At 34.3% G+C, this 24,793-nt stretch carries 17 protein-coding genes, 2 tRNA genes and 1 pseudogene; 13 read left to right on the top strand and 7 right to left on the bottom strand.

The window, feature by feature from the left end; genetic code table 11:
* Positions 1–42: 42 nt before the first annotated feature.
* From lon to LB100_RS00230, 5 genes are all read right to left on the bottom strand, one after another.
* Positions 43–2,499 carry an endopeptidase La gene (gene lon, locus LB100_RS00250; RefSeq protein WP_456200922.1) on the bottom strand — a complete coding sequence of 819 codons (2,457 nt, stop codon included), beginning with the start codon at positions 2,497–2,499 and terminating at the stop codon, positions 43–45.
* Positions 2,500–2,514: 15 nt separating this feature from the next.
* Positions 2,515–3,792, bottom strand: a complete 1,278-nt coding sequence (gene clpX, locus LB100_RS00245; RefSeq protein ID WP_456200920.1) for an ATP-dependent Clp protease ATP-binding subunit ClpX — start codon at positions 3,790–3,792, stop codon at positions 2,515–2,517.
* Positions 3,792–4,418: an ATP-dependent Clp endopeptidase proteolytic subunit ClpP gene (clpP, locus tag LB100_RS00240; protein ID WP_108784694.1), complete on the bottom strand. Its 627-nt coding sequence runs from the start codon at positions 4,416–4,418 to the stop codon at positions 3,792–3,794. Before clpP ends, clpX begins: the two co-directional genes overlap by 1 nt.
* Positions 4,419–4,429: 11 nt before the next feature.
* A complete protein-coding gene (gene tig / locus LB100_RS00235; protein WP_264719574.1) occupies positions 4,430–5,773 on the bottom strand; it encodes a trigger factor in 1,344 nt (447 codons plus the stop codon).
* A gap of 155 nt (positions 5,774–5,928) precedes the next feature.
* Positions 5,929–6,010, bottom strand: a tRNA-Leu gene (locus LB100_RS00230).
* Positions 6,011–6,266: 256 nt separating this feature from the next.
* On the opposite strand from LB100_RS00230, the gene LB100_RS00225 reads away from it, so the two are divergent.
* Positions 6,267–6,866 (top strand): BON domain-containing protein, encoded by a 600-nt coding sequence (locus LB100_RS00225; protein WP_108784706.1) that lies wholly within the window; start codon positions 6,267–6,269, stop codon positions 6,864–6,866.
* A 205-nt stretch (positions 6,867–7,071) separates the two neighbouring features.
* On the opposite strand, the pseudogene LB100_RS00220 reads toward LB100_RS00225, so the two are convergent.
* A pseudogene (locus LB100_RS00220) lies at positions 7,072–7,496 on the bottom strand (transposase); the annotation flags it as partial.
* 81 nt (positions 7,497–7,577) lie between these two features.
* Positions 7,578–8,429, bottom strand: a complete 852-nt coding sequence (gene prmC / locus LB100_RS00215) for a peptide chain release factor N(5)-glutamine methyltransferase (RefSeq protein ID WP_019236648.1) — start codon at positions 8,427–8,429, stop codon at positions 7,578–7,580.
* Positions 8,430–8,863: 434 nt separating this feature from the next.
* On the opposite strand from prmC, the gene rpsL reads away from it, so the two are divergent.
* The 12 genes from rpsL to LB100_RS00155 all read left to right on the top strand — a co-directional run bounded on the left by rpsL (position 8,864) and on the right by LB100_RS00155 (position 24,770).
* Positions 8,864–9,238, top strand: coding sequence for a 30S ribosomal protein S12 (gene rpsL, locus LB100_RS00210; protein ID WP_456200917.1), 375 nt, complete (start codon positions 8,864–8,866; stop codon positions 9,236–9,238).
* Positions 9,239–9,243: 5 nt separating this feature from the next.
* Positions 9,244–9,720, top strand: a complete 477-nt coding sequence (gene rpsG, locus LB100_RS00205; protein ID WP_456200916.1) for a 30S ribosomal protein S7 — start codon at positions 9,244–9,246, stop codon at positions 9,718–9,720.
* 21 nt (positions 9,721–9,741) lie between these two features.
* Entirely contained in the window at positions 9,742–11,817 is a 2,076-nt protein-coding gene (gene fusA, locus LB100_RS00200; RefSeq protein WP_456200915.1) for an elongation factor G, read from the top strand.
* 12 nt (positions 11,818–11,829) lie between these two features.
* Entirely contained in the window at positions 11,830–13,002 is a 1,173-nt protein-coding gene (gene tuf / locus LB100_RS00195; RefSeq protein ID WP_264336932.1) for an elongation factor Tu, read from the top strand.
* Positions 13,003–13,013: 11 nt separating this feature from the next.
* Positions 13,014–13,086, top strand: a tRNA-Trp gene (locus LB100_RS00190).
* A gap of 10 nt (positions 13,087–13,096) precedes the next feature.
* Positions 13,097–13,306: a preprotein translocase subunit SecE gene (secE, locus tag LB100_RS00185; protein WP_127463720.1), complete on the top strand. Its 210-nt coding sequence runs from the start codon at positions 13,097–13,099 to the stop codon at positions 13,304–13,306.
* On the top strand, positions 13,296–14,132 hold the full coding sequence (gene nusG, locus LB100_RS00180) for a transcription termination/antitermination protein NusG (protein ID WP_456200913.1): 837 nt from the start codon (positions 13,296–13,298) through the stop codon (positions 14,130–14,132). The genes secE and nusG overlap by 11 nt, the downstream gene beginning before the upstream one ends.
* A gap of 2 nt (positions 14,133–14,134) precedes the next feature.
* Entirely contained in the window at positions 14,135–14,575 is a 441-nt protein-coding gene (locus tag LB100_RS00175; protein ID WP_456200911.1) for a 50S ribosomal protein L11, read from the top strand.
* Between the two features lie 4 nt (positions 14,576–14,579).
* On the top strand, positions 14,580–15,233 hold the full coding sequence (gene rplA / locus LB100_RS00170) for a 50S ribosomal protein L1 (protein WP_456200910.1): 654 nt from the start codon (positions 14,580–14,582) through the stop codon (positions 15,231–15,233).
* Positions 15,234–15,245: 12 nt separating this feature from the next.
* The gene (gene rplJ, locus LB100_RS00165; protein ID WP_456200908.1) at positions 15,246–15,764 is read left to right on the top strand and encodes a 50S ribosomal protein L10; all 519 of its coding nucleotides are present in this window, start codon (positions 15,246–15,248) and stop codon (positions 15,762–15,764) included.
* Between the two features lie 26 nt (positions 15,765–15,790).
* Positions 15,791–16,192 (top strand): 50S ribosomal protein L7/L12, encoded by a 402-nt coding sequence (rplL, locus tag LB100_RS00160; protein WP_264719581.1) that lies wholly within the window; start codon positions 15,791–15,793, stop codon positions 16,190–16,192.
* Positions 16,193–16,250: 58 nt separating this feature from the next.
* The gene (locus LB100_RS00155; protein WP_456200907.1) at positions 16,251–24,770 is read left to right on the top strand and encodes a DNA-directed RNA polymerase subunit beta/beta'; all 8,520 of its coding nucleotides are present in this window, start codon (positions 16,251–16,253) and stop codon (positions 24,768–24,770) included.
* Positions 24,771–24,793: the final 23 nt, after the last annotated feature.

Raw genomic sequence — 24,793 nt, 5'->3', positions numbered from 1 at the left:
AGGTTAAAAAAAAGAAACGAAAATTGCATAAACCTTTTCAATTTAGTGCTTTAATGTTTCTGATGAAGGGAAGGTATTATCCTTATTTTCTATGGAGCTAGACACACTAATTTCGTTATTATCATCAATTGAAGTAATAGGGTGCATCAAAGCAACTTTTATAACTTCATCAATATTCTCAGCAAAAATTACATTGATTTCTTCTTTTATATTTGCAGGAATCTCTTGCATATCTTTCTCATTTTCACTTGGTATAATCACAGTTTTGATTGATCCTCTTAGCGCAGCAAGCAATTTTTCTCTCAAACCCCCAATAGCCAACACTCTACCACGCAATGTTACTTCACCTGTCATAGCAACACTTTTGTTAACTGGTATATTTGTCATAAGAGAAACAATAGATGTACATACTGCACTGCCAGCAGAGGGACCATCTTTTGGCACAGCACCCTCAGGTACATGCAAATGTATATCATTATTTTGAAATTTTTCGGGTTTTATACCGAAAAATAAACAATTTGATCGCACATAACTATACGCAGCTTTTATAGACTCTTGCATAACCTCTCCAAGCTTTCCTGTGTATTTTATTTCCCCCTTGCCCGGAATTAGGACTGACTCTATCATTAAAATATCACCACCTGTTTCAGTATAGGCGAGACCAGTTACTACCCCTACCAAACTCTCATTTTCTGCAATGCCAAAGGTATACTTACGTACCCCTAGGTAATCTTGTAAATTACCAACCTCTACGGATATTTTCTTATTTTTATCAGTTAATATTGCTTTAACTGCTTTTCTCATGAGCTTTGCAAGTTCCCTTTCCATGCTTCGCACGCCGCTCTCACGTGTATATAAACGTATCAACTCGTATAATGCTTCATTAGTTATTTTCCACTCCTTCTGATGCAAACCATGCTCTTTTTTTAATTTTGGAATAAGGTGATGCGTAGCAATACTGATCTTCTCATCTTCGCTATATCCAGATAATTGTATAATTTCCATCCTATCACGCAAAGGATGTGGCAAATTTAAGCTGTTTGCCGTAGCTACAAACATTACACTTGAAAGATCAAATTCAACTTCCAAGTAATGATCCGTAAAGTGTTTATTGTGCTCAGTATCCAAAACCTCAAGTAATGCAGATGCAGGATCACCACGCGAATCAGAACCCATCTTATCTATTTCATCAAGCAGAAAAAGCGGGTTGCATGAATTAGCTTTTTTCATGTGTTGAATGATTTTACCAGGCATTGAGCCAATATAAGTTTTTCTGTGTCCTCGTATTTCAGACTCATCACGTATACCACCAAGAGATATGCGAACAAAATCTCTTCCTACTGCTTTTGCCATAGACTTAGCTAAAGAAGTTTTACCAACACCAGGTGGTCCAACTAAGCAAAGTATAGGACCCTTTATCTCTTTTACTCTCTTTAATACTGCTAAAAATTCTATTATTCTATCTTTTACTTTCTCTATGCCATAATGATTTTCATCTAAGATTTTTTTAGCCGCATTTAAGTTAATTTTTGCATCTTTGTACTTTCCCCATGGCAAATCAAGCAACCAATGCAAGTAACTAGATATAACTGTTGCTTCAGGAGAAATGGGATTCATTTTCTTATATCTCTTTAAGTCAGTTATGGCTTTCTTTTTTGCTTCCTCAGAAAGCTTTGTTTCATTTATCTTTTTTTCAAATTCATTGAGTATATTCCCTTCATCTCCATTTTCAAACTCACCTAATTCTTTCTGTATAGCTTTTAATTGCTTATTAAGGTAATAAACTTTTTGAGTACTTTCAATCTGTGATTTAATTGTCTTATACAAGCGGTTTTGTGCACTCAAAATACTTATTTCTCTCTCAATAAGAGCAAAAACTTTTTTTAAACGCTCTTTTGGGTTATAAACTTCAAGTATGTTTTGCTTATCTGATACCTTTATATTTAAGTGCGAAGCTATCATATCTACAATTTGATTAACCTCTTTAACTTGATCAATGGGGTCAATAATAATCTCGGGTCGACTTTTCTTGCTTAGTTTACACCAATTGTCGAATGCATCTATAACAGAACGCCTTAAAGCTTCTAAATCAATATTATCTTCATTTTCTCCATACTCATAATGACCATCTAACGCTACTCTGGCCTGTAACAAAGTGTGAGAGCTAATATATTCTATAACTCTTCCCCTTCTTACCCCATGAATCATGACTTTTACTGCATTGTCAGGCAGTTTTATTAATGGTTGTATAATGTTTGCTAACACGCCTACTTCATAAAGATTCTCTGGCTCTGGATTATCAATAGAACCATCTTTTTGTGCTATGAGAAAAATCTCGTTTTGGTGACTACTGCTACTTATTGCATACTCTAGTGCATGAACAGATTTTTCTCTACCTACGAATAAAGGCAACATTATATTTGGAAAAATTACTACATCTCTTAGAGGTAATACTGGTAATACAGTAGAATTAAAGTTTACAGCACGTCCAATACTCATAATATATGCCTCAAATTAATCATTAACCGTTATAACACTACCCTTATTATTATGATTAATCGTCGCTTTGCCTAATTCTACCATTTTCTTAGTAACCGTTATAGTGCTACCTTCAAAACCTCCGTTGCCGGATATATACATAACATCAAGTAAAAGTGACTCTAAGATAGCACGTAACATCCTTGCACCTGTTTTATAGCTTATAGCTTTTTTAGCAATAGCTGATATTGCTTCATCTGAAAACTCAAGGTTTACTTTACTAAATGCAAGCAATGCTTTATATTGTTTTACTAGCGCATTTCTTGGCTCTGTCAACACATGTATTAAATCCTCGTGATCCAGCTCATCTAGAACAGCAGTTATTGGAACCCGTCCTACAAATTCGGGTATCAAACCGAATTTGATTAAGTCCTCAGGTTGAGCATTGCGTAAAGCATTTTTTTTCTTTTGTGCTTTAGACTGACTTATATCTGCTCCAAAGCCAACTGATGTTCCCTTTTTTCTTGCCTCAATAATTTTATTTAGGCCTTCAAAAGCTCCTCCACAAATAAATAGTATGTTACTAGTGTCTACTTGTATAAACTCTTGTTGCGGGTGTTTTCGCCCTCCTTGTGGAGGAACATAAGCAACCGTACCTTCCATGATTTTTAGTAGAGCTTGTTGGACCCCTTCACCTGAAACATCACGGGTTATTGAAGCGCTTTCAGACTTTCTTGTGATCTTGTCTATTTCATCGATAAACACTATACCATGCTGTGCCTTTGCAACATCATAATTTGCAGCTTGTAATAGACGTGACAACACGCTTTCTACATCATCACCTACATAACCTGCCTCAGTCAAAGTTGTCGCATCGGCCATAGCAAATGGCACATCTGAAACTTTAGCAAGTGTTTTTGCTAGCAAAGTCTTACCAGAACCAGTAGGGCCAATAAGCATTATATTTGACTTCTCAATTTCAATATCACTTATAGAATGAAGTTGCACCATGGATTGACAATGGTTATACATAGCCACAGATAAAACGTGTTGCGCATGTTCCTGACCTACAACATGCTTACTAAGAAAATTTTTTATATCTTCAGGTTTCTTTAGTAATAGCTTCATATCAGATATATGATCTGAATTAAAAGCTCTCTCTTTCTTTTGACTTATTGCTTTATGGGATAACTCTATGCATTCATTACAAATGAACACCTTTAAACCATCTGAAGAGTTAGTAATCAATTTATCTACTTCGTTTTGTGCCTTGTTACAAAAAGAACAGTAGTGTAAATCATTATTGTTATCCATTAAACTACCTTTTGTTTAACTTTAATATTTTCAATCTTCATATCTTTACGCTCAGCTATTACTCTGTCAATTAAGCCAATTTTCATTGCTTCTTCAGGATCCATGAATTTATCTCTTTCCATCATTCCTTCAATTTTCTTTAGTGAATTTCCAGTATGTTTTTCATAAATTTGATTTAGTTTTTTCTTAACTCGCAAAATTTCATTAGCATGTATCTCTATGTCAGTTGCTTGACCTTGATAACCACCAGATGGCTGATGTATCATAATTCTTGAATGAGGTAGCGAGTAACGTTTACCCTCCGCACCAGCTGTAAGCAACAAAGAACCCATAGATGCAGCTTGACCTATACACAAAGTTGAAACGTCTGGATTTATATACTGCATTGTATCGTAAATCGACAAACCAGCAGTTACAACACCACCTGGTGAGTTAATATACATACAAATGTCTTTATCGGGATTTTCCGATTCTAAAAATAAAAGCTGTGCTACTATTACGCTGGCCATGTTGTCTTCAATAGGGCCAGTTACGAAAATTATTCTTTCTTTTACTAGCCTTGAATATATGTCATAAGCCCGCTCACCGCGACTAGTTTGTTCAACTACAATTGGTATAAGAGTCATACCTTTTCCTATCAAATATTATCAAATAATTCCTTTAATTCTTTCACAGAAACAATCTGTTCTTCTTTACTAACTTTTTCTATCATATAATCTGTCACTTTATACTCAAGCGCTTGCCCTCTAACTAATTCCTGAAATTGTCCATCTGATTTAAAATGTTTAAATACTCTGTCAAATGATACATCTTTACTGACATATTGATTTACAATAACGTTCATAATATCATTTTGAGTTAATGATATTTCATATTCTTTACTGAACTCCATAAATAGCATTGCAAGCTTTACACGTCTTTCAGCTTCTTTACAAGAATCACCTTTAGCATTCAACTCTCTTTCCACTCTCTGCTGTTCCTGTTTTACTACTTCTATAGGCAAATCAAAACTATAACTAGCATCCAAACAATCAAATAGCTCTTTCTTAATTAAGAGATCTCCCATTTTTTTACACTGATTATCAATTACTTCTTTTACATGATTTATTAGCGAAGAATGATCTTCAAAACCAATTCCCCTAGCTATTTCATTATCACTTTGCAAATCTTTGGCAATCTGAATATCATTGACTCGAACAGAAAAAGCAGCCTCCTGCCCCGCAAGGGAAATTACCTGGTAATCTTCAGGAAATCTCAACTTAAAGCTTTTTGTTTCCCCTTTTTTCATGCCAATTAATTGATCTTCAAAACCATTTATAAATGTTCCAGATCCTAAATTAACAGTAAAGTTTTTGCCACTTCCACCTTGAAAGAGCTTATTTCTAATTCGCCCTTCAAAGTCAATTATCAGTTTATCCTCGTTTTTTGCTTGATAAGAAACATCATCAACAGAGACAAAGTTAGGAAATTTTGTTTTTATAGAATCAATAAATTCTTTTATGTCTCCCTCTTTGATTTTTGCCTTAACTTTCTTCAAATTTATTTTATCAAGATCTATCACTGGCACTTTTGGCATCGATTCAAAAGATAATTTGTACAGAAAGTCGCCTTTTTCATCCTTTTTATCCAGGTTTGGTAATGACATAATATCAACCTTAGGATGGATGTGAGACTTAACTTCGATTTTTTTCATTAAATCACTTGAGCAATAGTCAATCGTATCGTTTATCACATATTCCAAAGCTTCGTTTTTATAATTTGTAACAACAAGATCGTAAGGGATCTTTCCTGATCTAAATCCAGGCAATTTTGCATTCTTCGCTATTTCTTGTAATCTAGAGTTTATCTTTTGTTCTATATAATCACTACTAACTGTGATTTCATACTCATACTTTAGTTTATCTACACTAAGTTCCTTATAGGTATATATATTACTTAATGTATCTGCTTCGACTGCATTTTGAGGTATATTACTAGACATTACAACCTGTTATCAATATTTTATTTATGTTTTAATAAAGCCACTTTACCAGAATTTAAGTTAAATACAATCCTTAAGAACAGGTTCTTATACAAACAAAAGTGTACTTAGTGATTATAAATTTTCTCTTAAAACCTGAGTTACATGACTTTAAGTGCGGATAGAGGGACTTGAACCCCCACGAGCAAGCTCACCAGGACCTAAACCTGGCACGTCTACCAATTTCGCCATATCCGCAAGAGCCCTTCATTAACTTATAGATAACCACTTCTGTCATCTTATACAATTTAAAGATTAGATCTTAGTACCACAGACTGAACTTATAATACTGGTTAACTCCACTATGAATCTAAGCCTGAATTACTTTAACTAACACTATTAAGATAAGTACTGTCTTAGAAATATTCAAGGCTTATTCAATTTATAGTATTTACACAATAAAAAAAGCTTATTAATATTCTTTAATTAAGGCTCTAAACTCTGGAAATTAATAATGAGATTAATAGCAAGCTTCTTACTCGCAATTTTTCTGATTACACAGAGTGGCTGTACGGCTCTTGTAAGTGGTATAGTGGTAACAGCAACTGCAGCGGCTACATCAATAACAATGCAAGATAAATCCTTGGGAAACATTATTGATGATACAACTATAGTAATAAGAATCAATAAGGGACTCTTAAAGCACGGACTGTTCTCATCTATAAAAGTTAAAGTGAGTGAAGGAAGAGTATTACTCATTGGAAATGTTGATAATCATGAAAAGCAACTCACAGCAGAGAAAATAGCTTGGCAGCAAAAAGAGATTAAAGAAGTGATAAATGAAATAAGAGTCACACCAATTAAAATGGCTTCTATGCTAGATGTTACTGTAGATGGTATGATAACAGCAGAGATAAGCACAAGGCTTTTGGGAAAAAGAAATATTAAATCAATTAATTATAGTGTTAATACAGTTGATAGAGTCGTTTATTTGATGGGCATAGCTCAAAATAAGGCAGAATTAAAAGCTGTAATAGCAATTGCAAGAAAAGTAAAAGGAGTAAAGCAAGTTGTAAGTTATGTGAGATATAGACATAGCAAATTGCGCCATTGATGAAAATTTACTTGAGTGTTAGTATCATGTAGCTAAGCCATAAAGCTACTTTACAAATTTCGTCAGTTCACTCTTATGGTATGTATAACAATGCTACAAAAAATAATATCATAGAATTCAATAGAATAATTTCTAGAAAATCTCTACATACTAAAAAAGTAAAATGCTATTTAAATAAGCTTAAGAATAAATAGCAAACATCTATATCTTGTGCGACATGGCGTTTTATTCCTGAGATTTTTTTACCAGCGTCATAGCCTTTTTCTTCATCAGTGTCTGCGTTCTTTACACTCTGAGCGTCAATTATGCAAAAGCTGGTTTTTTCTTTCCAAACATTGTTTTGTCGGACCACACTAACTATTTTTTTTAACATGCACTCCAAAATACTTTTTTTTATTTCCTTTTACTTTTTCACTCCATTTTTGAAATAATCATAACAATTGCGCCGTTTTGGGAAACTCTTTTGGTAGCATCCTCCACTGATAAACACTTTTTAGGACGTACAACACTCCGCAAAATATATCATACAAATCAAGTTTTTTTGGTTTTGTTTTTTCCACAAGACTCCAGATCTGGTGAAATAATCTCAAACTTCTCTCGACTTATGTCACTTGGGTATACACTCCTCATATATCCTAATTTATACACTCTATTTCTTACTTTATGCCTTTCTTGAGATTATGAACAGGTTCTTAGAAAGCTAGCGTTCTACTAGTCATGTTCTTTATCTTGCTTTACAACAATGCATCTTTTCATTCCAGCCAAGTCGTATACGTATTCCTGAAAAGCCAGTCCATATAAGGGTATTATTTTGTCAATATTGCTTTGATCTTCGCCTATTTCCAGTATCGCAAACCCATCTTTTTTAAGGCACTTTTTCAATATTGGAAAAATACTCAGGTAACAGCTCAATCCATCGATACCACCATCAAGAGCAATTCTTGGCTCTTTTTGCACTTCAGCTTGCAGATTTTTTAACTTACTTCTTTTAATATATGGAGGATTGCTTATTATGAGATCAAATAAATCTCTACATTCTGTCCACGAATTTGGAAATATTTTAGCTCTGTTGAGAAGATTATGTTTCTTTGTGTTCTGGCAGGTAATTTTGTATGCTTCCAGACTTTTTTCAAAACCAACTCCAATAGCATATTCATACTCACTAAGTATGGAGATCAACAAACAGCCTGTGCCTGTGCCAAAATCTGCAATTTTTATTTTTTGCTTCTTATTTTGGTAATATTTTAACACTGTTGAAATTACTGTCTCACTATCTGGTCTTGGATCTAGAACATGTTGGTTAACTATAAAATTTTTACTCCAGAATTCACGATTACCTATTATTTGCGATATTGGATATCTTTCTGCTCTTTTTTTTGTTAATTTCCAGAATAGAAGCTCTTTGTTTCTTGGTACCTGATTGGTGTGATTCATGATTGTGAATGATCTTTCTACTCCAAGTACGTATTGCATGATGATTTCACAATCCAAATGTGGTGATTCAATTCTATGTGATGATAGTAGCTTTGACCCTTCTTTAATTAAAGCGCTGATTGTTTTCATTATTCTAAAAACGTGTTCCTTGTATGCAAGAACAGCAAAATTGAGTATAGAATTTTGAACTTAGGGTAGCTGCATTAAATCTAAGTGTCAAGAGTAGGATTGTAAAAATCATCTGGCTTTACTGGTAATTCGGTTAGTATTTTTGCATTAATGTTAGAAACTCTTGGCTCTATTATAAGGATTATTTTCTGCATATTCTTTGATAGCCATCACAGTATATTACTTGTTCCATATCTATATTAATTCGACTACAGCAAGTGATAATTTCTTAATATTAAAACCAATATGCGCTTTAGCATATAATTATCAGTAGCTTTCAAAGCAATTAGGCTGAGATTATTTAGAGTAGTAATGTTTATTTTTATATTGACTATTGAGGTTTATTATTTTATAACTAAGACTTAGTTATTTTCAGAGTTTTAAATTTACAGTATATGCCTACGATAAGTCAATTAATATGTAAGGGTAGATCAGGGTTAATTCGCAAGAAGAAGGTGCCAGCTTTGGGAAAATGCAATCCTCAAAGAAGGGGTGTTTGCACTAAGGTATATACTACAACTCCTAGAAAGCCTAATTCAGCACTACGTAAGGTAGCTAGAGTAAAGATTAGTGGATACGGTGAAGTGACGGCTTATATACCTGGCGAAGGTCATAATTTACAAGAGCATTCCGTTGTTTTAATACGTGGCGGGCGAGTTAAGGATTTGCCGGGTGTACGTTATCACATAATAAGAGGTGCTCTTGATCTACGTGGTGTGCAAAATCGAAAGAAAGCTCGTTCAAAATATGGTGTAAAGAAATCTGGTTAAAATTTATGGCACGTCGTAATAAAGCAAAAAAAAGAACAAGCCCTGACTCTCGTTATGGTAGTGTCTTGGTTATGCGTTTTATTAATATAATTATGAAATGTGGTAAAAAATCTATTGCAGAAAAGATTGCTTATAGTGCTTTGTCCTTAGCTGAAAAGAAAATAGGCAAAGATGCCTTATCAATTTTTGAAACAGCAGTAGAAAATGTTACTCCTTCTATAGAAGTGCGTTCTCGACGTATTGGTGGTACAACTTATCAAGTACCTGTTGAAATTCGTCAAGATAGAGCAATTTCTTTGGCATTAAGGTGGATTGCTAGAGCAACTTCTGCTGCTCGAAAAAAGAGTGGTAGAACTACTGTTTATTGTTTGCAGTCTGAAATATTAGATGCTTATAATAAATGTGGTGGTGCATTTAAGGTGTGTGAAGAAAAGTATAAAATGGCTGAAGCTAATAAGGCATTTTCTCATCTTCGTTTTTAATATTAGCTGATTGATTGTGGTATGGAAGTTTTAATATCTAGGTATAGAAATATAGGAATAATGGCTCATATAGATGCTGGCAAGACCACCACAACAGAGCGTATTTTATTTTATACTGGTAAACAAAATAGGATTGGTGAAGTGCACGATGGTGCGGCTTCTATGGATTGGATGGAGCAAGAGAAGGAGCGTGGCATTACAATCACCTCTGCTGCAACAACATGTTTTTGGAATGATCATAGGATTAATATAATAGATACTCCTGGTCATGTTGATTTCACTATTGAGGTTGAGAGATCTTTGAGGGTTTTGGATGGTGCAGTTGCTGTATTTGATGGAGTTGCTGGAGTTGAGCCTCAGTCTGAGACGGTTTGGCGTCAAGCTGATAAATATACCGTTCCTCGTATCTGCTTTGTTAATAAAATGGATAGAATAGGGGCAAATTTTTATCGATGTGTCGATATGATAAAAACGAAGCTTGGCGCATCACCTTTAGTTATTCAGTTGCCAATAGGAAGTGAGAAAGATTTTAAAGGCATAATCGATCTTATTTCTATGAAAGCTATTATATGGCAAGAAGAAACATTAGGCGCTAAATTTTCTTATGAAGATATTCCTTCTGATTTGCTTGATAAGGCTCAAGAGTATCGAAATCTTTTATTAGATGCTGCAGCTGAAATGGATGATGAGGCGATAAATATTTACTTTGAATCTAACGATCTGCCAACTGATTTATTGAAAAAGTGTGTGAGAAGAGGGACCATTAAAGGAAAATTTGTCCCTGTATTATGTGGGTCAGCTTTTAAAAACAAAGGCGTGCAATCACTTTTAGATGGTGTGGTTGATTTTTTACCCTCTCCTATTGATGTTGATGTAATTATTGGAACTGATCCTAAAGATTCAGAAAAGAAAATTGAGATCAAACCTTCAGAAAAAGAGAAATTCGTTGCTCTTGCGTTTAAAGTGATGACGGATAAATTTGTAGGTAGCTTGACGTTTATTCGTATTTATTCCGGTAAGTTAAAATCTAAATCTGCTGTGTTAAATGCTGGAAAGAATGAGACTGAAGGAATTGGTAGAATGTTACTTATGCATGCAAATAACAGAGAAGATATAAACGAAGCTAAAGTTGGTGATATAGTTGCCTTAGTTGGATTAAAGAAAACAATTACTGGTGATACTTTATGTTCATCTGATTTTCCTATACTATTAGAGCGTATGGAATTTCCTGATCCTGTTATTGAAACTGCTATAGAACCGAAAACTACCTCAGATCAGGAAAAATTAGGTGTTGCTTTGAATAGATTAGTTGCAGAAGATCCTTCTTTGAGGATGTCAGTAAATGCGGAGAGTGGGCAGACTATATTGAAAGGTATGGGTGAGCTGCATCTTGAGATTATTATTGATAGAATGAAGCGCGAGTTTAATGTTGAAGCTAACGTTGGTGCGCCTCAAGTTGCATATCGTGAAACTATCACTAAATCTGTTGAAATTGATTACACTCATAAAAAACAATCAGGTGGTGCTGGTCAGTTTGCTAAAGTTAAAATAAAATTCGAACCTCTTGAGCCTGGTTCTGGCTTTCAGTTTGAAAGTAAAATTGTAGGCGGTGCTATTCCAAAAGAGTATATACCTGGAGTGCAAAATGGCTTAGAGTTGATAAAAGAAGGTGGTATAATTTCTGGCTTTCCATTGATTGATTTTAAGGCTACTCTTCTTGATGGTGCTTTTCATGATGTTGATTCTAGTCCTTTGGCTTTTGAACTTGCTGCTAAAGGTGCTTTTAAGGAAATGGCAAATAAAGCTGGTCCAAAAATGCTAGAACCTATAATGAAAGTGGAAATCATTACTCCTGAAGAATATATGGGTGATGTTATGGGTGATATAAATAGTAGAAGAGGCAGTGTTATTGATATGCTGGATTTAGGTAATAATAGCAAAATAATTACTGCTTCGGTTCCTCTTGCAAATATGTTTGGTTATATAAATGTTTTGCGTTCTATATCTCAGGGAAGAGCTCAGTATAGTATGCATTTTTCTTGTTATGAACAAGTGCCACAATATGTGGTTGATGAGTTAAAGTTAAAGTATAATTAAAGGTTAGTAATTATGACAGCGATAGTAGAAGCATTTGGAAAGCCGCATGTAAACGTGGGAACGATAGGACATGTGGATCATGGGAAGACAACGTTAACAGCGGCGATAACAAAGCATTATGGTAATTTTGTAGCATATGATCAGATAGATAAAGCGCCAGAAGAAAGAAAGAGAGGGATAACAATAGCAACAGCGCATGTTGAATATCAAACAGAAAAGAGACACTATGCACACGTTGATTGCCCTGGACATGCTGATTATGTAAAGAATATGATAGTAGGTGCAGCACAGATGGATGCAGCAATATTGGTAGTGTCAGGGGTTGATGGGCCGATGCCACAAACGAGAGAGCATATATTGCTGGCAAAACAAGTGGGTGTTGGATATATCGTGGTATATATAAACAAAGCTGATGTTGCTGATGCTGATATGATAGATTTGGTGGAAATGGAAGTGAGAGAGTTGCTGAGTAAGTATGGATTTCCAGGTGATGAAGTGCCTGTGATAGTTGGGTCTGCGTTAAAAGCATTAGAGGATGATGGTAGTGAGTATGGAAAGAAATCAATAGATAAATTGATGGAGAAGTTAGATGAGTATGTGGCAGTACCTCCAAGGCCTATAGATTTGCCGTTTTTATTGCCAATAGAAGATGTATTTTCAATATCGGGCCGAGGAACGGTAGTAACAGGAAGAATAGAGAAGGGGGAGATAAAGACAGGGGATGAGATAGAGATAATAGGTCTGAAAGCGACGCAAAAGACGATATGTACTGGTGTTGAGATGTTTAAGAAGTTGCTAGATAAGGGAAGTGCAGGACTCAATGTAGGAATACTACTAAGAGGAACAAAGAGAGAAGAAGTGGAGAGAGGGCAAGTATTGGCAAAACCAGGGACAATAACTCCGCATAAGAAATTTAATGCGGAGGTGTATATATTGAAGAAAGAAGAAGGAGGAAGGCATACACCATTTTTTGGAAATTATCAGCCACAGTTTTATTTAAGGACAACGGATGTAACTGGGAGCATAAAATTGCTAGATGGAAAGGAGATGGTAATGCCAGGGGATAATGTAAGTATAGAAGTGGAATTGCAAGTACCAATAGCAATGGATAAAGGATTGCGTTTTGCGATAAGAGAAGGTGGTAGAACTGTTGGTTCTGGTGTTGTTTCGGAAATTTTAGAGTAAATTTGAATTATAGGAGTGTAGCTCAATTGGTAGAGCGCTGGTCTCCAAAACCAGAGGTTGTAGGTTCAATTCCTATCGCTCCTGCATTAATGTTATGGTAGAAATGTTAAAAAACCTGTATGTTTTTTTTTGCGATATAAAGCAAGAAATAAGGAGAATTGCTTGGATAAAGAAACAGCAGGTATTGTCATCTTTGTTTACTGTAATAATTGTTATATTATGCTTTTCGATTTTCTTTTGCTTCGTAGATTTTATGTCTCTTTACGTAATTAAGACTTTATTTGGAATTATTTATGGAATATAAGTATAAATGGTATATCATTAAAGTCGATTACGGGTATGAGAAGGATATATGCGAGTTGGCAACCAATACTGTTTACTTTAAGGAGGTGTTTGTTCCTTATCAGACAGTATGTGATGTAAAATCTGATATAAAAGAGTTATGTGAAGTATATATATGTATGCATCTGTGTGATGAAAGCAAAAATATTTTGAATCAAATGACTGGGTTTTGTGGTGATGAGTCTGGTAATTTTGAGATGATTTCAGATGATGAGGTAATTTTAAAACGTAAGGAATTTAATAGATATAAGTGGTACATTTTAAGAGTTGCCTCTAATTATGAAGAGAAAGTGCGCCAATATATATTAGAAAATTCTATGAGATTGAATATTAATAATTATTTTAATAGGGTTTTTATTCCTTGTGAAGAATTAAGTGAGATGGATTTAAAATCTAAAAAAAATGCTAAACGAAGGAAGTCCTTTCCTGGTTATGTCTTTTTATACATGAATTTATGCGATGAGGTATTAAATTTTATTAATAATATACCAAAATCTCTTAAGGTTTATGGATTTTTGAAAAATGGTAATGTTCCAAAGGTGATTGAGGATAATGAGATTCGCTCAATGTGTAGTGCGCTTTACAATGCTCAAGAAACGAAAAAGTTGAGTTATGGTTATGAGAAAGGTGAAAAAGTAAAAATTAATGATGGTCTTTTTCAAAATTTTACTGGTAGGGTAGATATGGTAAATGACGAGAAAAAAATTATTAATGTTGAAGTATCAATCTTAGGTAAGCCAACAATAATAGAGCTTGATTTGGCTCAAGTAGAGAAAATAGAGGATTAATTATGAGTAATATAGTTGCTAAGATTAACTTACTTATGGAAGCTGGGAAAGCAGTTCCAGGACCGAAAATTGCTTCAGTACTTGGCCCGCGTGGTATACCTATTCCTAAATTTTGTGAAGCTTTTAATAAAGCTACTAGCGCTGCTAACGCTAGTTATAAAGTAGGTGATTTAGTAACAGTGAGAATTTCCATAAAGGATGATCGCTCTCATGATTTTACTGTCAGCGGTCCGCCTGTGGCTTATTTGCTTAAGCAGGAAGCTAAATTAAGTAAAGGTTCTGGTAATTCTGGTAAAGAATTAGTGGCTAAATTATCTATGTCTGCTATCATTAAAGTGGCAAAGTGTAAGATGGTTGATATGAAAGTGGATAATGAAGATTCAGCAGTGAAGATGGTTATAGGCACTGCAAAATCTATGGGTATAGAAGTTGTGGAAGGTTAGGTAAATGAGTACATATAATGATAATTCTAAGCAGTGTTTGGAGAAGATTGTTGAGTCTGCTTCAGCAAAATTTAATGAATCAGTTGATATCGCAGTCAATTTAGGTGTAGATTCACGTAAATCTGAAGAGCAGGTGCGTGGTACAGTAGTTTTGCCTAAAGGTATCGGGAAGAATATTAAAGTAGCTGTTTTTGCTCAAGATAAACATTTATTAGAAGCTGAAAAAGCTGGTGCTGATATTACAGGAGGAGAAGATTTAGTTGAAGAGATGAAAAAAGGTAGAAAGTTGAATGTTGATTGGTGCATCACTACTCCTGATTTCATGGCAAAAATCACTCCTATTGCAAAAGTATTGGGTGCTAAAGGGCTGATGCCTAACCCTAAATTTGGTACTGTGACTTCTAACATTGCGGAAGCTACTAAAACCATTAAGTCTGGTCAAATAAAATTCAGGACGGATAAAAATGGGGTTATTCATGGTAAATTAGGAAGTATTAAATTTGATATTGATGATTTGCTGGAAAATTTAAAAGCCTTTCTTAAAGTAATTAGAGACAATAAACCTGCTTCTGTGAGAGGAGTTTACTTTAAAAGCGTTTTTTTAAATTCAACTATGGGTAAAGCTCATAAAATAAACAAAGTAGAAGATATAATTTAAGGGAGCGAAGTTGTGAAGCGTAAAGATAAGGATGAATTTATACAAAACATAATGAATGTGTTTGTAAATAATGATTTCTTAATATTGGTAAATTTCAAGTCTATGAATGTTAGCAATTCATTAATTCTTAGGAATAGTCTAAAATCTGTAATGGGTGGGATGTTAGTAGTTAAAAATACTCTAGCTTGCTTGGCTTTGGAAAGGACTGGTAAATTTTCTTATTTATCAGATAAATTTTCTGGTTCTGTTGCTATTATATACTCTAGCGCTATAGTAGAAGCTGCAAAGTTAATAGTTGATTTTATTAATGCTAACAAAGAAAAAATGTCTGTGATTTGTGCGGCTCATATAAATGAATTGTTAACAGTGGAAGATGTTAACAAATTGGCTAAGCTTCCCTCTTTGGATGAATTGCGTGTTAAAATTATGCGTTTAATATCTTATGATATTCCTGCTAGGTTAGCATTGTCTATTAATTCATCTTCTATGAGGCTTATGAGAGTTTTGGATTGCTGTAGTTCTAAAAAATAAATTTGTTGTTAAATAAGGTGGTAAGTATGAATAATGTAACAAGTGATTTGGTTGATAAAATATTATCTTTAAATCTATTAGAGGCTTCTGAACTTGTAAAGGTTCTAGAAGAAAAAATAGGGTTGCCTAGTGGTTCTTTTCTTGGTGGAGCTGTTGGTGCTGGGGTGCCTATTAGTGATAATGCTACTGCTCCTGTTGCTCAAGAAAAAGCTGAATATAAAGTTGTAATCAAAGAGATTGATGCAAGCAAAAAAATAGGAGTGATTAAAGCTATTAGAGAAGTTAATTCTACATTGAATTTAAAAGAAGCGAAAGAATTAGTTGAGTCTTTACCCAAAGATTTGACTGCTAATGTTTCTAAAGACGAAGCAGAAAAAATAAAGCAAAAACTTATTGAAGCAGGAGCAACTAAAGTTGAGCTTGAATAAAATGTTAGTATATTAATTTTATGTTGATATAGCTCTTTTAATTAGTGAAGGTATTTTAATGGTTGATTCTTCTTATATGTGTGCTTCTAGTTCTTTTGTTCCTAGAGTTTCTTATTCCAGGTCGATTGATTTAAAAGATTCTTTGTTGGATTTGGTTAAAGTCCAAAAGGGGTCATATAATTCCTTTACTCCTAATAATGAGAGTAATGAAAGACTTGAAGCTATCTTTCATACAATTTTTCCAATATCTGATCCTTTGCATAGGGCTACTATCGAATTTTTGAATTGTAGGGTAGATGATCTTAAGTATAGTGAATCTGAATGTATAAAACGTGGTATAACTTTTTCTGCTCAGGTTATTGCTTCTATACGTCTTGTTATTATGCAGGATGGTGTTTCTCTTGAAAAATATCAAGAGATTAAAGAATATGATGATCATTCTAAGCTTGCAACTGTTATAAAATCTGCTGAAGAGCAGGAGGTTCGCTTTTGTGAACTGCCTATGATGACTGATAAAGGTACTTTCATCATCAATGGCGTAGAGAAAGTTATCGTTTCACAAATGCATAGATCTCCTGGAGTGTTTTTTGATAGTGATAAGGGAAAAACTTACAATTCTGGCAAATTGATCTATTCTGCTAGAGTTATTCCTTATAGAGGTTCTTGGCTTGATATTGAGTTTGATGTTAAAGATCATTTGTATTTTCGTATTGATAGAAAGAGAAAGTTGCCAATATCAGTTTTATTAAAGGCTTTAGGCTTATCAAATAATGACATACTTAATAAATTTTATGAAAAAATAGAGTATATAAAACATAAAAGTGGCTGGAAAGTACCTTTTTTCCCTGATAAATTCAAGGGAGTGAGGCTTCCTTTTGATTTAAAGAATGTTGAAGGTAATGTGCTACTTAAAGCTAATGTTCGTATTACTTCAAAATTAGCTAAAAATCTATATGATAACGGGTTGAAAGAGTATCTAATTCCTTATGATTCTATATGTGGTTTATTTCTTGCAGAAGATTTAATAGATAGTGCTAGTTCTACAAAAATCTTATCTGCTGGTGAATCTATAAAATTAGAGGATATAAAAAAGCTTGAATTATTATCTATAGATAAAATATCAGTGTTGAACATAGATAATGTTTCTGTTGGACCTTACATATTAAACACACTTTTCTTAGATGAAAACATGTCTTATGAGAACGCTCTATATGAAATATATAAGGTTTTGCGTCCAGGTGAAGTTCCTGTTTTAAAGATAGTAGAGGAGTTTTTTCGTAATCTTTTCTTCAGTCCGGAATATTATGATTTGTCTAACATTGGTAGATTGAAACTTAACTCTTGCCTTGGGTTAAATTATGAGGAAAATTTAACTACTTTAACACATGAAGACATTATTGAAATTATAAGAAAAATAGTATTGTTACGTGATGGTCAAGGATCTGTAGATGATATTGATCATTTAGCAAATAGAAGAGTCCGTTCAGTTGGAGAGTTTATAGAAAATCAATTTAGAACTGGATTATTAAAATTGGGACGGGCAGTAGTTGATTCTATGTCTACTTCTAGTTTAGATAAAGTCTCTCCATCTGATTTTATAAATCCAAAAGTGTTAACCAATGTCTTAAGAGATTTTTTCAACTCTTCCCAATTATCTCAATTTATGGATCAGACTAATCCATTATCTGAAATAACACATAAAAGAAGGTTGTCAGCGTTAGGTCCTGGTGGTTTAACAAGAGAGAGGGCGGGATTTGAAGTGCGTGATGTTCATCCAACTCATTACGGAAGAATTTGCCCTATTGAAACTCCTGAGGGGCAGAATATAGGCTTAATTAACAGCTTAGCTATATACGCTCGTATTAATAAATATGGGTTCATTGAAAGTCCTTATAGGAAAGTAGTTAATAAGGTTGTTACTGATCAAATTGAGTATCTGTCTGCTATAGATGAAGGTTTATATTATATAGCCGATACCAGCGCAAAGCTTGATGAGAACAACTGCTTTGTTGATGATATGTTATACTGTAGGTATGCTGGTACCTTTGTAATGGTAAATAGTAATCAAGTAAGTTACATTGATTTATCTCCTAAGCAGGTAATATCGGTTGCTGCTTCTTTAATTCCATTTTTAGAAAATGATGATGCTAATAGAGCGTTAATGGGTTCAAATATGCAGCGTCAAGCTGTACCTTTATTGAAGCCTACTGCTCCTTTGGTTGCTACTGGCATGGAGTCTTTCGTAGCTTCTGGCTCTGGTGCTGTAGTTTTAGCAAAACGTGGTGGCATAGTTGACAGCTCAGATAGTAACTCTATAGTTATACGTGCTTTTGACAAAGCAGGAATTAACTACTTGGATGTAGATATTTATCATCTAAGAAAATTTCAGCGTTCTAACCATAATACTTGTATTAACCAGAAACCACTGGTGCATGTAGGTGATTGTGTTAAGGAAGGTGATGTGATAGCTGATGGTCCTGCTATTAATAACGGTGAATTGGCACTTGGCCAAAACTTGCTAGTCGCTTTTATGTCTTGGCAAGGTTATAATTTTGAAGACTCAATCATTATTTCTAGTGAAGTTGTTAAAAAAGATCTATTTACTTCTATTCATATAGAAGAATTTGAATGTGTTGTACATGACACTCCTTTAGGGTCGGAAAAAATAACTCGTGCCATACCCGGTGTTAATGAAGAAAATCTTTATCACTTGGATGATAGTGGTATAGTAAAGGTTGGTACAAGAGTTGGTCCAGGTTATATTTTGGTGGGGAAAGTTACACCTAAGCATTCTCTTTCATTGCCTCCTGAGACAAAATTGTTAATGACAATTTTTGGTGAAAAGTCATTTGATTGTGTGGATTCCTCTTTATATACATCTCCAGATATTGAAGGGATAGTGATTGATGTGCAGGTCTTTACACGCAGAGGGGAAGAAGAAAACGAAAGGGCGTTTCTTATTAAGCAAAAAGAGGTAAATGATTTTGAGAAAGAGCGGGACCATATAATCAATGTTATTAATCAATATTTCTATGATGAATTAAGAAAAATTCTTATTAATTCTGGCTCGCAAGATCGAGAAAGTATTAATTTTATTGAACGTGAGGGATGGTGGGATATAGGATTGAAAAACCAATCTATTTCTAAGCAAGTTGAGAGCTTAAAAAAAGGTTTTGATGAAAAAGTATCACATGCGATAGCAAACTTTAAGCGAAAAGTAGAAAAATTGCATGAAGGCTATGATCTGCCTCAAGGTGTGTCGATGTCAGTAAAAGTTTTTATTGCTGTAAAACATAGTTTGCAGCCAGGGGATAAAATGGCTGGTAGACATGGAAATAAAGGTGTGATTTCTCGAGTTGTTCCAGTAGAAGATATGCCTTATTTAGAAGATGGTACTCCTATTGATATTATTCTTAACCCTCTTGGCGTTCCTTCGCGAATGAATGTAGGTCAAATATTGGAAACGCATGTAGGTTGGGCTTGTAAAAAATTAGGAGAAAAAGTAGGCAATATTCTTGATGAGATCAATAAAATCAAACGTGCTTTTTGTGAGGCAATTAGATCTCTCAGTGATGATGATTTTGAAAAATTTGCAGCATTATATCTTGATAATAAAAAATTTGAGGATATTAATGATGATGAAATAACGGCTTCTATTTTAGATACGCCTAATAAGGATGAATTAAATAATGAATTGACTACATTAGTAGAGAATTATTTCAACTCTTATAAAGATGCACACAGTAGTTTACGTCACTTCCTGATTGAGGTTTATAGTTGTGGCAGTAATTTATCTATTTGTAATAACATTCGCGATATTAATGATAATCACCTCATTGAATTTGCGTGTAAGTTGCGTGATGGCATTCCTATTACTGCACCTGTATTTGAAGGTCCAAAAGATGAACAAATAGTAAAGCTATTTGAACTTGCTGGATTGGATAACTCTGGGCAAGTTGTATTATATGATGGTTGTTCGGGTGAGAAGTTTGATCGCAAAGTTACAGTTGGTTACATGTACATGCTTAAGTTGCATCACTTAGTAGATGGTAAAATTCATGCGCGTTCAGTAGGACCTTATAGTTTGGTTACTCAACAACCTCTTGGAGGAAAGTCTCATTTTGGTGGTCAGCGTTTTGGTGAAATGGAATGTTGGGCATTGCAAGCCTACGGTGCTGCTTACACTTTGCAGGAAATGTTAACTGTGAAGTCTGATGACATTAATGGCAGGGTTAAGATTTATGAATCGGTAATAAAAGGTGACAGTAACTTTGAATGTGGAATTCCTGAATCCTTTAATGTCATGATAAAAGAGTTGCGTTCCTTGTGTTTTAATGTGGATTTGAAGCAAAATGACATAGTAATTGAAGATATATCTCACACTAATATCGCACAATCTTTTAATGAGGTTAGCATTTCCATTGCTAGCCCTGAAAGTATTAAACGTATGTCTTATGGAGAGATAACAGATGTTTCAACTGCAAACTACCGTACATTCAAAGTTGAGAAAGGTGGATTATTTTGTCCTAAAATTTTTGGTCCTGTCAATGATGATGAATGTTTATGTGGAAAGTACAAAAAAAGAAGACATAGGGGCCGTATATGCGAAAAATGTGGAGTAGAAGTTACATCTTCTAAAGTAAGAAGAGAAAGAATGGGTCATATAGAGCTTGCATCTCCTGTTGCTCATATATGGTTTTTGAAGTCACTTCCTTCAAGAATTGGAGCATTATTAGATATGTCTCTTAGAGATATCGAAAGTATTTTATATAGTGATAATTATGTTGTAATAGATCCTCTTGTTTCCTCTTTTGAAAAAGGTGAAATTATTAGTGAGAAAGCTTATAATGAAGCTAAAGATAGCTATGGGGTCGATAGCTTTATAGCTATGCAAGGTGTTGAAGCTATAAGAGAATTGCTAACACGCCTTGATTTACATGAAATTAGGAAGAATTTAAGACAGGAGTTAGAATCTGTTGCTTCTGAAATAAGAAGAAAGAAAATTATAAAGAGATTACGTATTGTTGAAAATTTTATCAAGTCTGGAAACAGACCTGAGTGGATGATACTTACAGCTATACCTATTTTACCACCTGATTTGCGTCCCTTGGTATCGCTTGAAAGTGGTCGACCTGCAGTTTCTGATTTAAATCATCATTATAGAACTATTATTAATAGGAATAATAGATTGAGAAAATTATTAAGTTTAAATCCTCCTGAGATTATGATTCGTAATGAGAAAAGAATGTTACAAGAGGCAGTTGATTCTCTTTTTGATAATAGTCGTCGTAATGCTCTGGTAAATAAAGCTGGCGCTACTGGATATAAAAAATCTATTAGCGATATGCTGAAAGGAAAGCAAGGTCGTTTCCGTCAGAATCTTTTAGGAAAAAGGGTAGACTACTCTGGACGTTCTGTAATAGTTGTTGGTCCAACTTTGAAACTAAATCAGTGTGGATTACCGAAAAGAATGGCTCTTGAGTTATTCAAACCTTTTGTTTACTCAAGACTTAAAATGTATGGAATGGCTCCAACTATAAAATATGCTAGCAAGTTAATAAGAGCAGAAAAGCCAGAAGTCTGGGATATGCTTGAAGCAGTAATAAAAGAGCATCCTGTTTTGCTAAATAGAGCGCCTACGCTACACAGGCTTGGTATTCAGGCTTTTGAGCCAGTCCTTATTGAAGGTAAAGCAATACAGCTTCACCCACTTGTTTGTACAGCATTTAACGCTGACTTTGATGGTGATCAAATGGCAGTACATGTGCCAATTTCATTGGAAGCTCAACTTGAAGCTAGAGTGTTGATGATGTCAATTAATAACGTTTTAAGTCCTTCTAATGGAAGACCGATTATAGTTCCTAGTAAAGATATAGTGCTTGGTATATACTACCTAACTTTACAGCAACTTAAGGAGGATGATTTACTACTTTTTTGTGCTTTTTGTGAAGTTGAGCATTCCTTAAACAACGGTACTCTACATATTCATTCTCGTATAAAGTACAAAATGGAATACATCAATAGCGATGGAAACATTCAGTATAAAACTATTTGTACAACTCCTGGACGTTTAATATTATGGCAGATTTTTCCTAAACATGAAAATCTAAGCTTCGATTTAATAAATCAGGTATTAACAGTTAAGGAAATAACTAGTATAGTTGATTTAGTATATCGTAGCTGCGGTCAAAGTGCTACAGTGATATTTTCTGATAAATTGATGACACTTGGCTTTGAGTATGCTACATTTTCTGGTACTTCTTTTAGTCGTTGCGATATGGTCATACCTGAAACTAAAGCTACACACGTTAACTATACAAGGGGTGAAATTAAGAAATTCTCTGCACAGTATCAAGACGGGCTAATCACTAAAAGTGAAAGGTATAATAAAGTTATAGATGAGTGGTCTAAGTGCACAGATATAATAGCGAATGATATGTTAAAAGCGATATCTGTGTATGATGAAAATAGTAAGTACAATTCAATATATATGATGGTTAGCTCCGGTGCAAGAGGTTCTACTTCCCAGATGAAGCAGTTAGCAGGAATGCGAGGGTTAATGACCAAACCTTCTGGTGAAATTATAGAAACACCTATAATTTCTAATTTTCGCGAAGGATTGAATGTATTTGAATACTTTAATTCTACTCACGGAGCGCGTAAAGGTTTAGCTGATACTGCACTTAAAACTGCAAACTCTGGATACTTAACTCGTCGCTTAGTTGATGTATCTCAAAATTGCATAGTTATAAAACATGACTGTAAAACGAAAAATGGCCTTATTGTAAGAGCTATAGTTGAAGGGAGTACTATAGTTGCATCTCTAGAGAGTGTTGTACTGGGTAGAACAGCTGCAAATGATATATATAACCCAGTAACCAAAGAGTTATTATTAAAAGCAGGGGAATTAATTGATGAAGATAAAGTAAAGCAAATCAACATTGCAGGTCTTGATGCTATAAAAATTAGATCGCCTTTAACTTGTGAAATAAGTCCTGGTGTGTGTTCTTTGTGTTATGGAAGAGACCTTGCAACTGGTAAAATTGTTTCAATAGGTGAAGCAATTGGTGTTATCGCTGCTCAATCTGTTGGAGAGCCAGGTACTCAGTTAACGATGCGTACTTTCCATATAGGTGGAGTAATGACTAGAGGTATTGAATCCTCAAATATTATAGCTTCTATTAACGCTAGAATAAAATTAAACAACAGTAATATAATTATAGATAAAAACGGAAATAAAGTTGTTATAAGCCGTTCCTGTGAAGTCATCTTAATTGATAGCCTTGGTAGTGAAAAATTGAAGCACAGTGTGCCTTATGGTGCTAAACTTTATGTAAATGAAGGTGAGTTAGTAAAAATTGGTGATAAAGTTGCGGAATGGGATCCGTATACACTACCTATTATTACGGAAAAGAGTGGTACAATATCTTACCAGGATTTAAAAGATGGAATTTCGATCACTGAAGTGATGGATGAATCTACAGGAATATCAAATAGAGTAGTAAAAGATTGGAAATTGCACTCTGGTGTAGCTAATTTACGTCCTCGTATTGTACTGCTTGATGATAATGAAAAAGTAATAACACTTGCAAGTGGTGTGGAAGCATGTTACTTTATACCAGTTGGTGCAGTGCTTAATGTACAGGATGGCCAAAAAGTTCATGCAGGTGATGTTATCACAAGAACGCCAAGAGAGTCAGTTAAAACTCGTGATATTACTGGTGGTTTACCAAGGGTGATAGAGTTATTTGAAGCACGTCGTCCTAAAGAGCATGCTATCGTTAGTGAAATAGACGGTTATGTAACGTTCTCTGAAAAAGATCGTAGAGGAAAACGTAGTATAGTAATTAAACCTATAGATGAGCAAGCTTCTCCAGTTGAGTATTTAGTATCAAGAAGTAAGCATGTAATAGTCAATGAAGGTGATTTTGTGCGTAAAGGTGGTTTATTGATGGATGGCGATCCTGATCTTCATGATATTTTACGTGTGCTTGGGTTAGAAGCGTTAGCACACTATGTGATTTCTGAAATACAGCAAGTTTATAGATTGCAAGGTGTGCGCATAGATAACAAGCATTTAGAAGTGATCTTAAAGCAAATGCTACAAAAAGTAGAAATTACCGATCCTGGTGATACTATGTACTTAATTGGAGAAAATATCGACAGGCTGGAAATTGATAGAGAAAATGATGCTATGAATAACTCTGGAAAACGACCTGCTCATTATCTTCCTATTCTGCAGGGAATTACTAGAGCAAGCCTTGAAACTAATTCCTTTATTTCTGCTGCCTCTTTCCAAGAAACAACAAAAGTACTTACGGAAGCAGCATTTTGCGGAAAGAGTGATCCTTTGAGTGGGTTAAAAGAAAATGTTATAGTAGGAAGGTTAATTCCTGCTGGTACGGGTCTGATTATGAATAAGGTGAAAGCACTTTCGCTTTGTGAAAATATAGATAAATATGAAAAATATTTTGATATTGAGACTTATGACGAAAAATTGCTGAGTGATAATAGTTATCAATTACATTCTGATGAAGAAGAGAGTGTGGTGGCATCGCACTATGATCAGTCAAGTTGAATATAGCTAATGAGGTAGTATGT

The organism is Wolbachia endosymbiont of Protocalliphora sialia (assembly GCF_053891855.1).
This window is presented reverse-complemented; position numbering and strand designations above follow the sequence as displayed.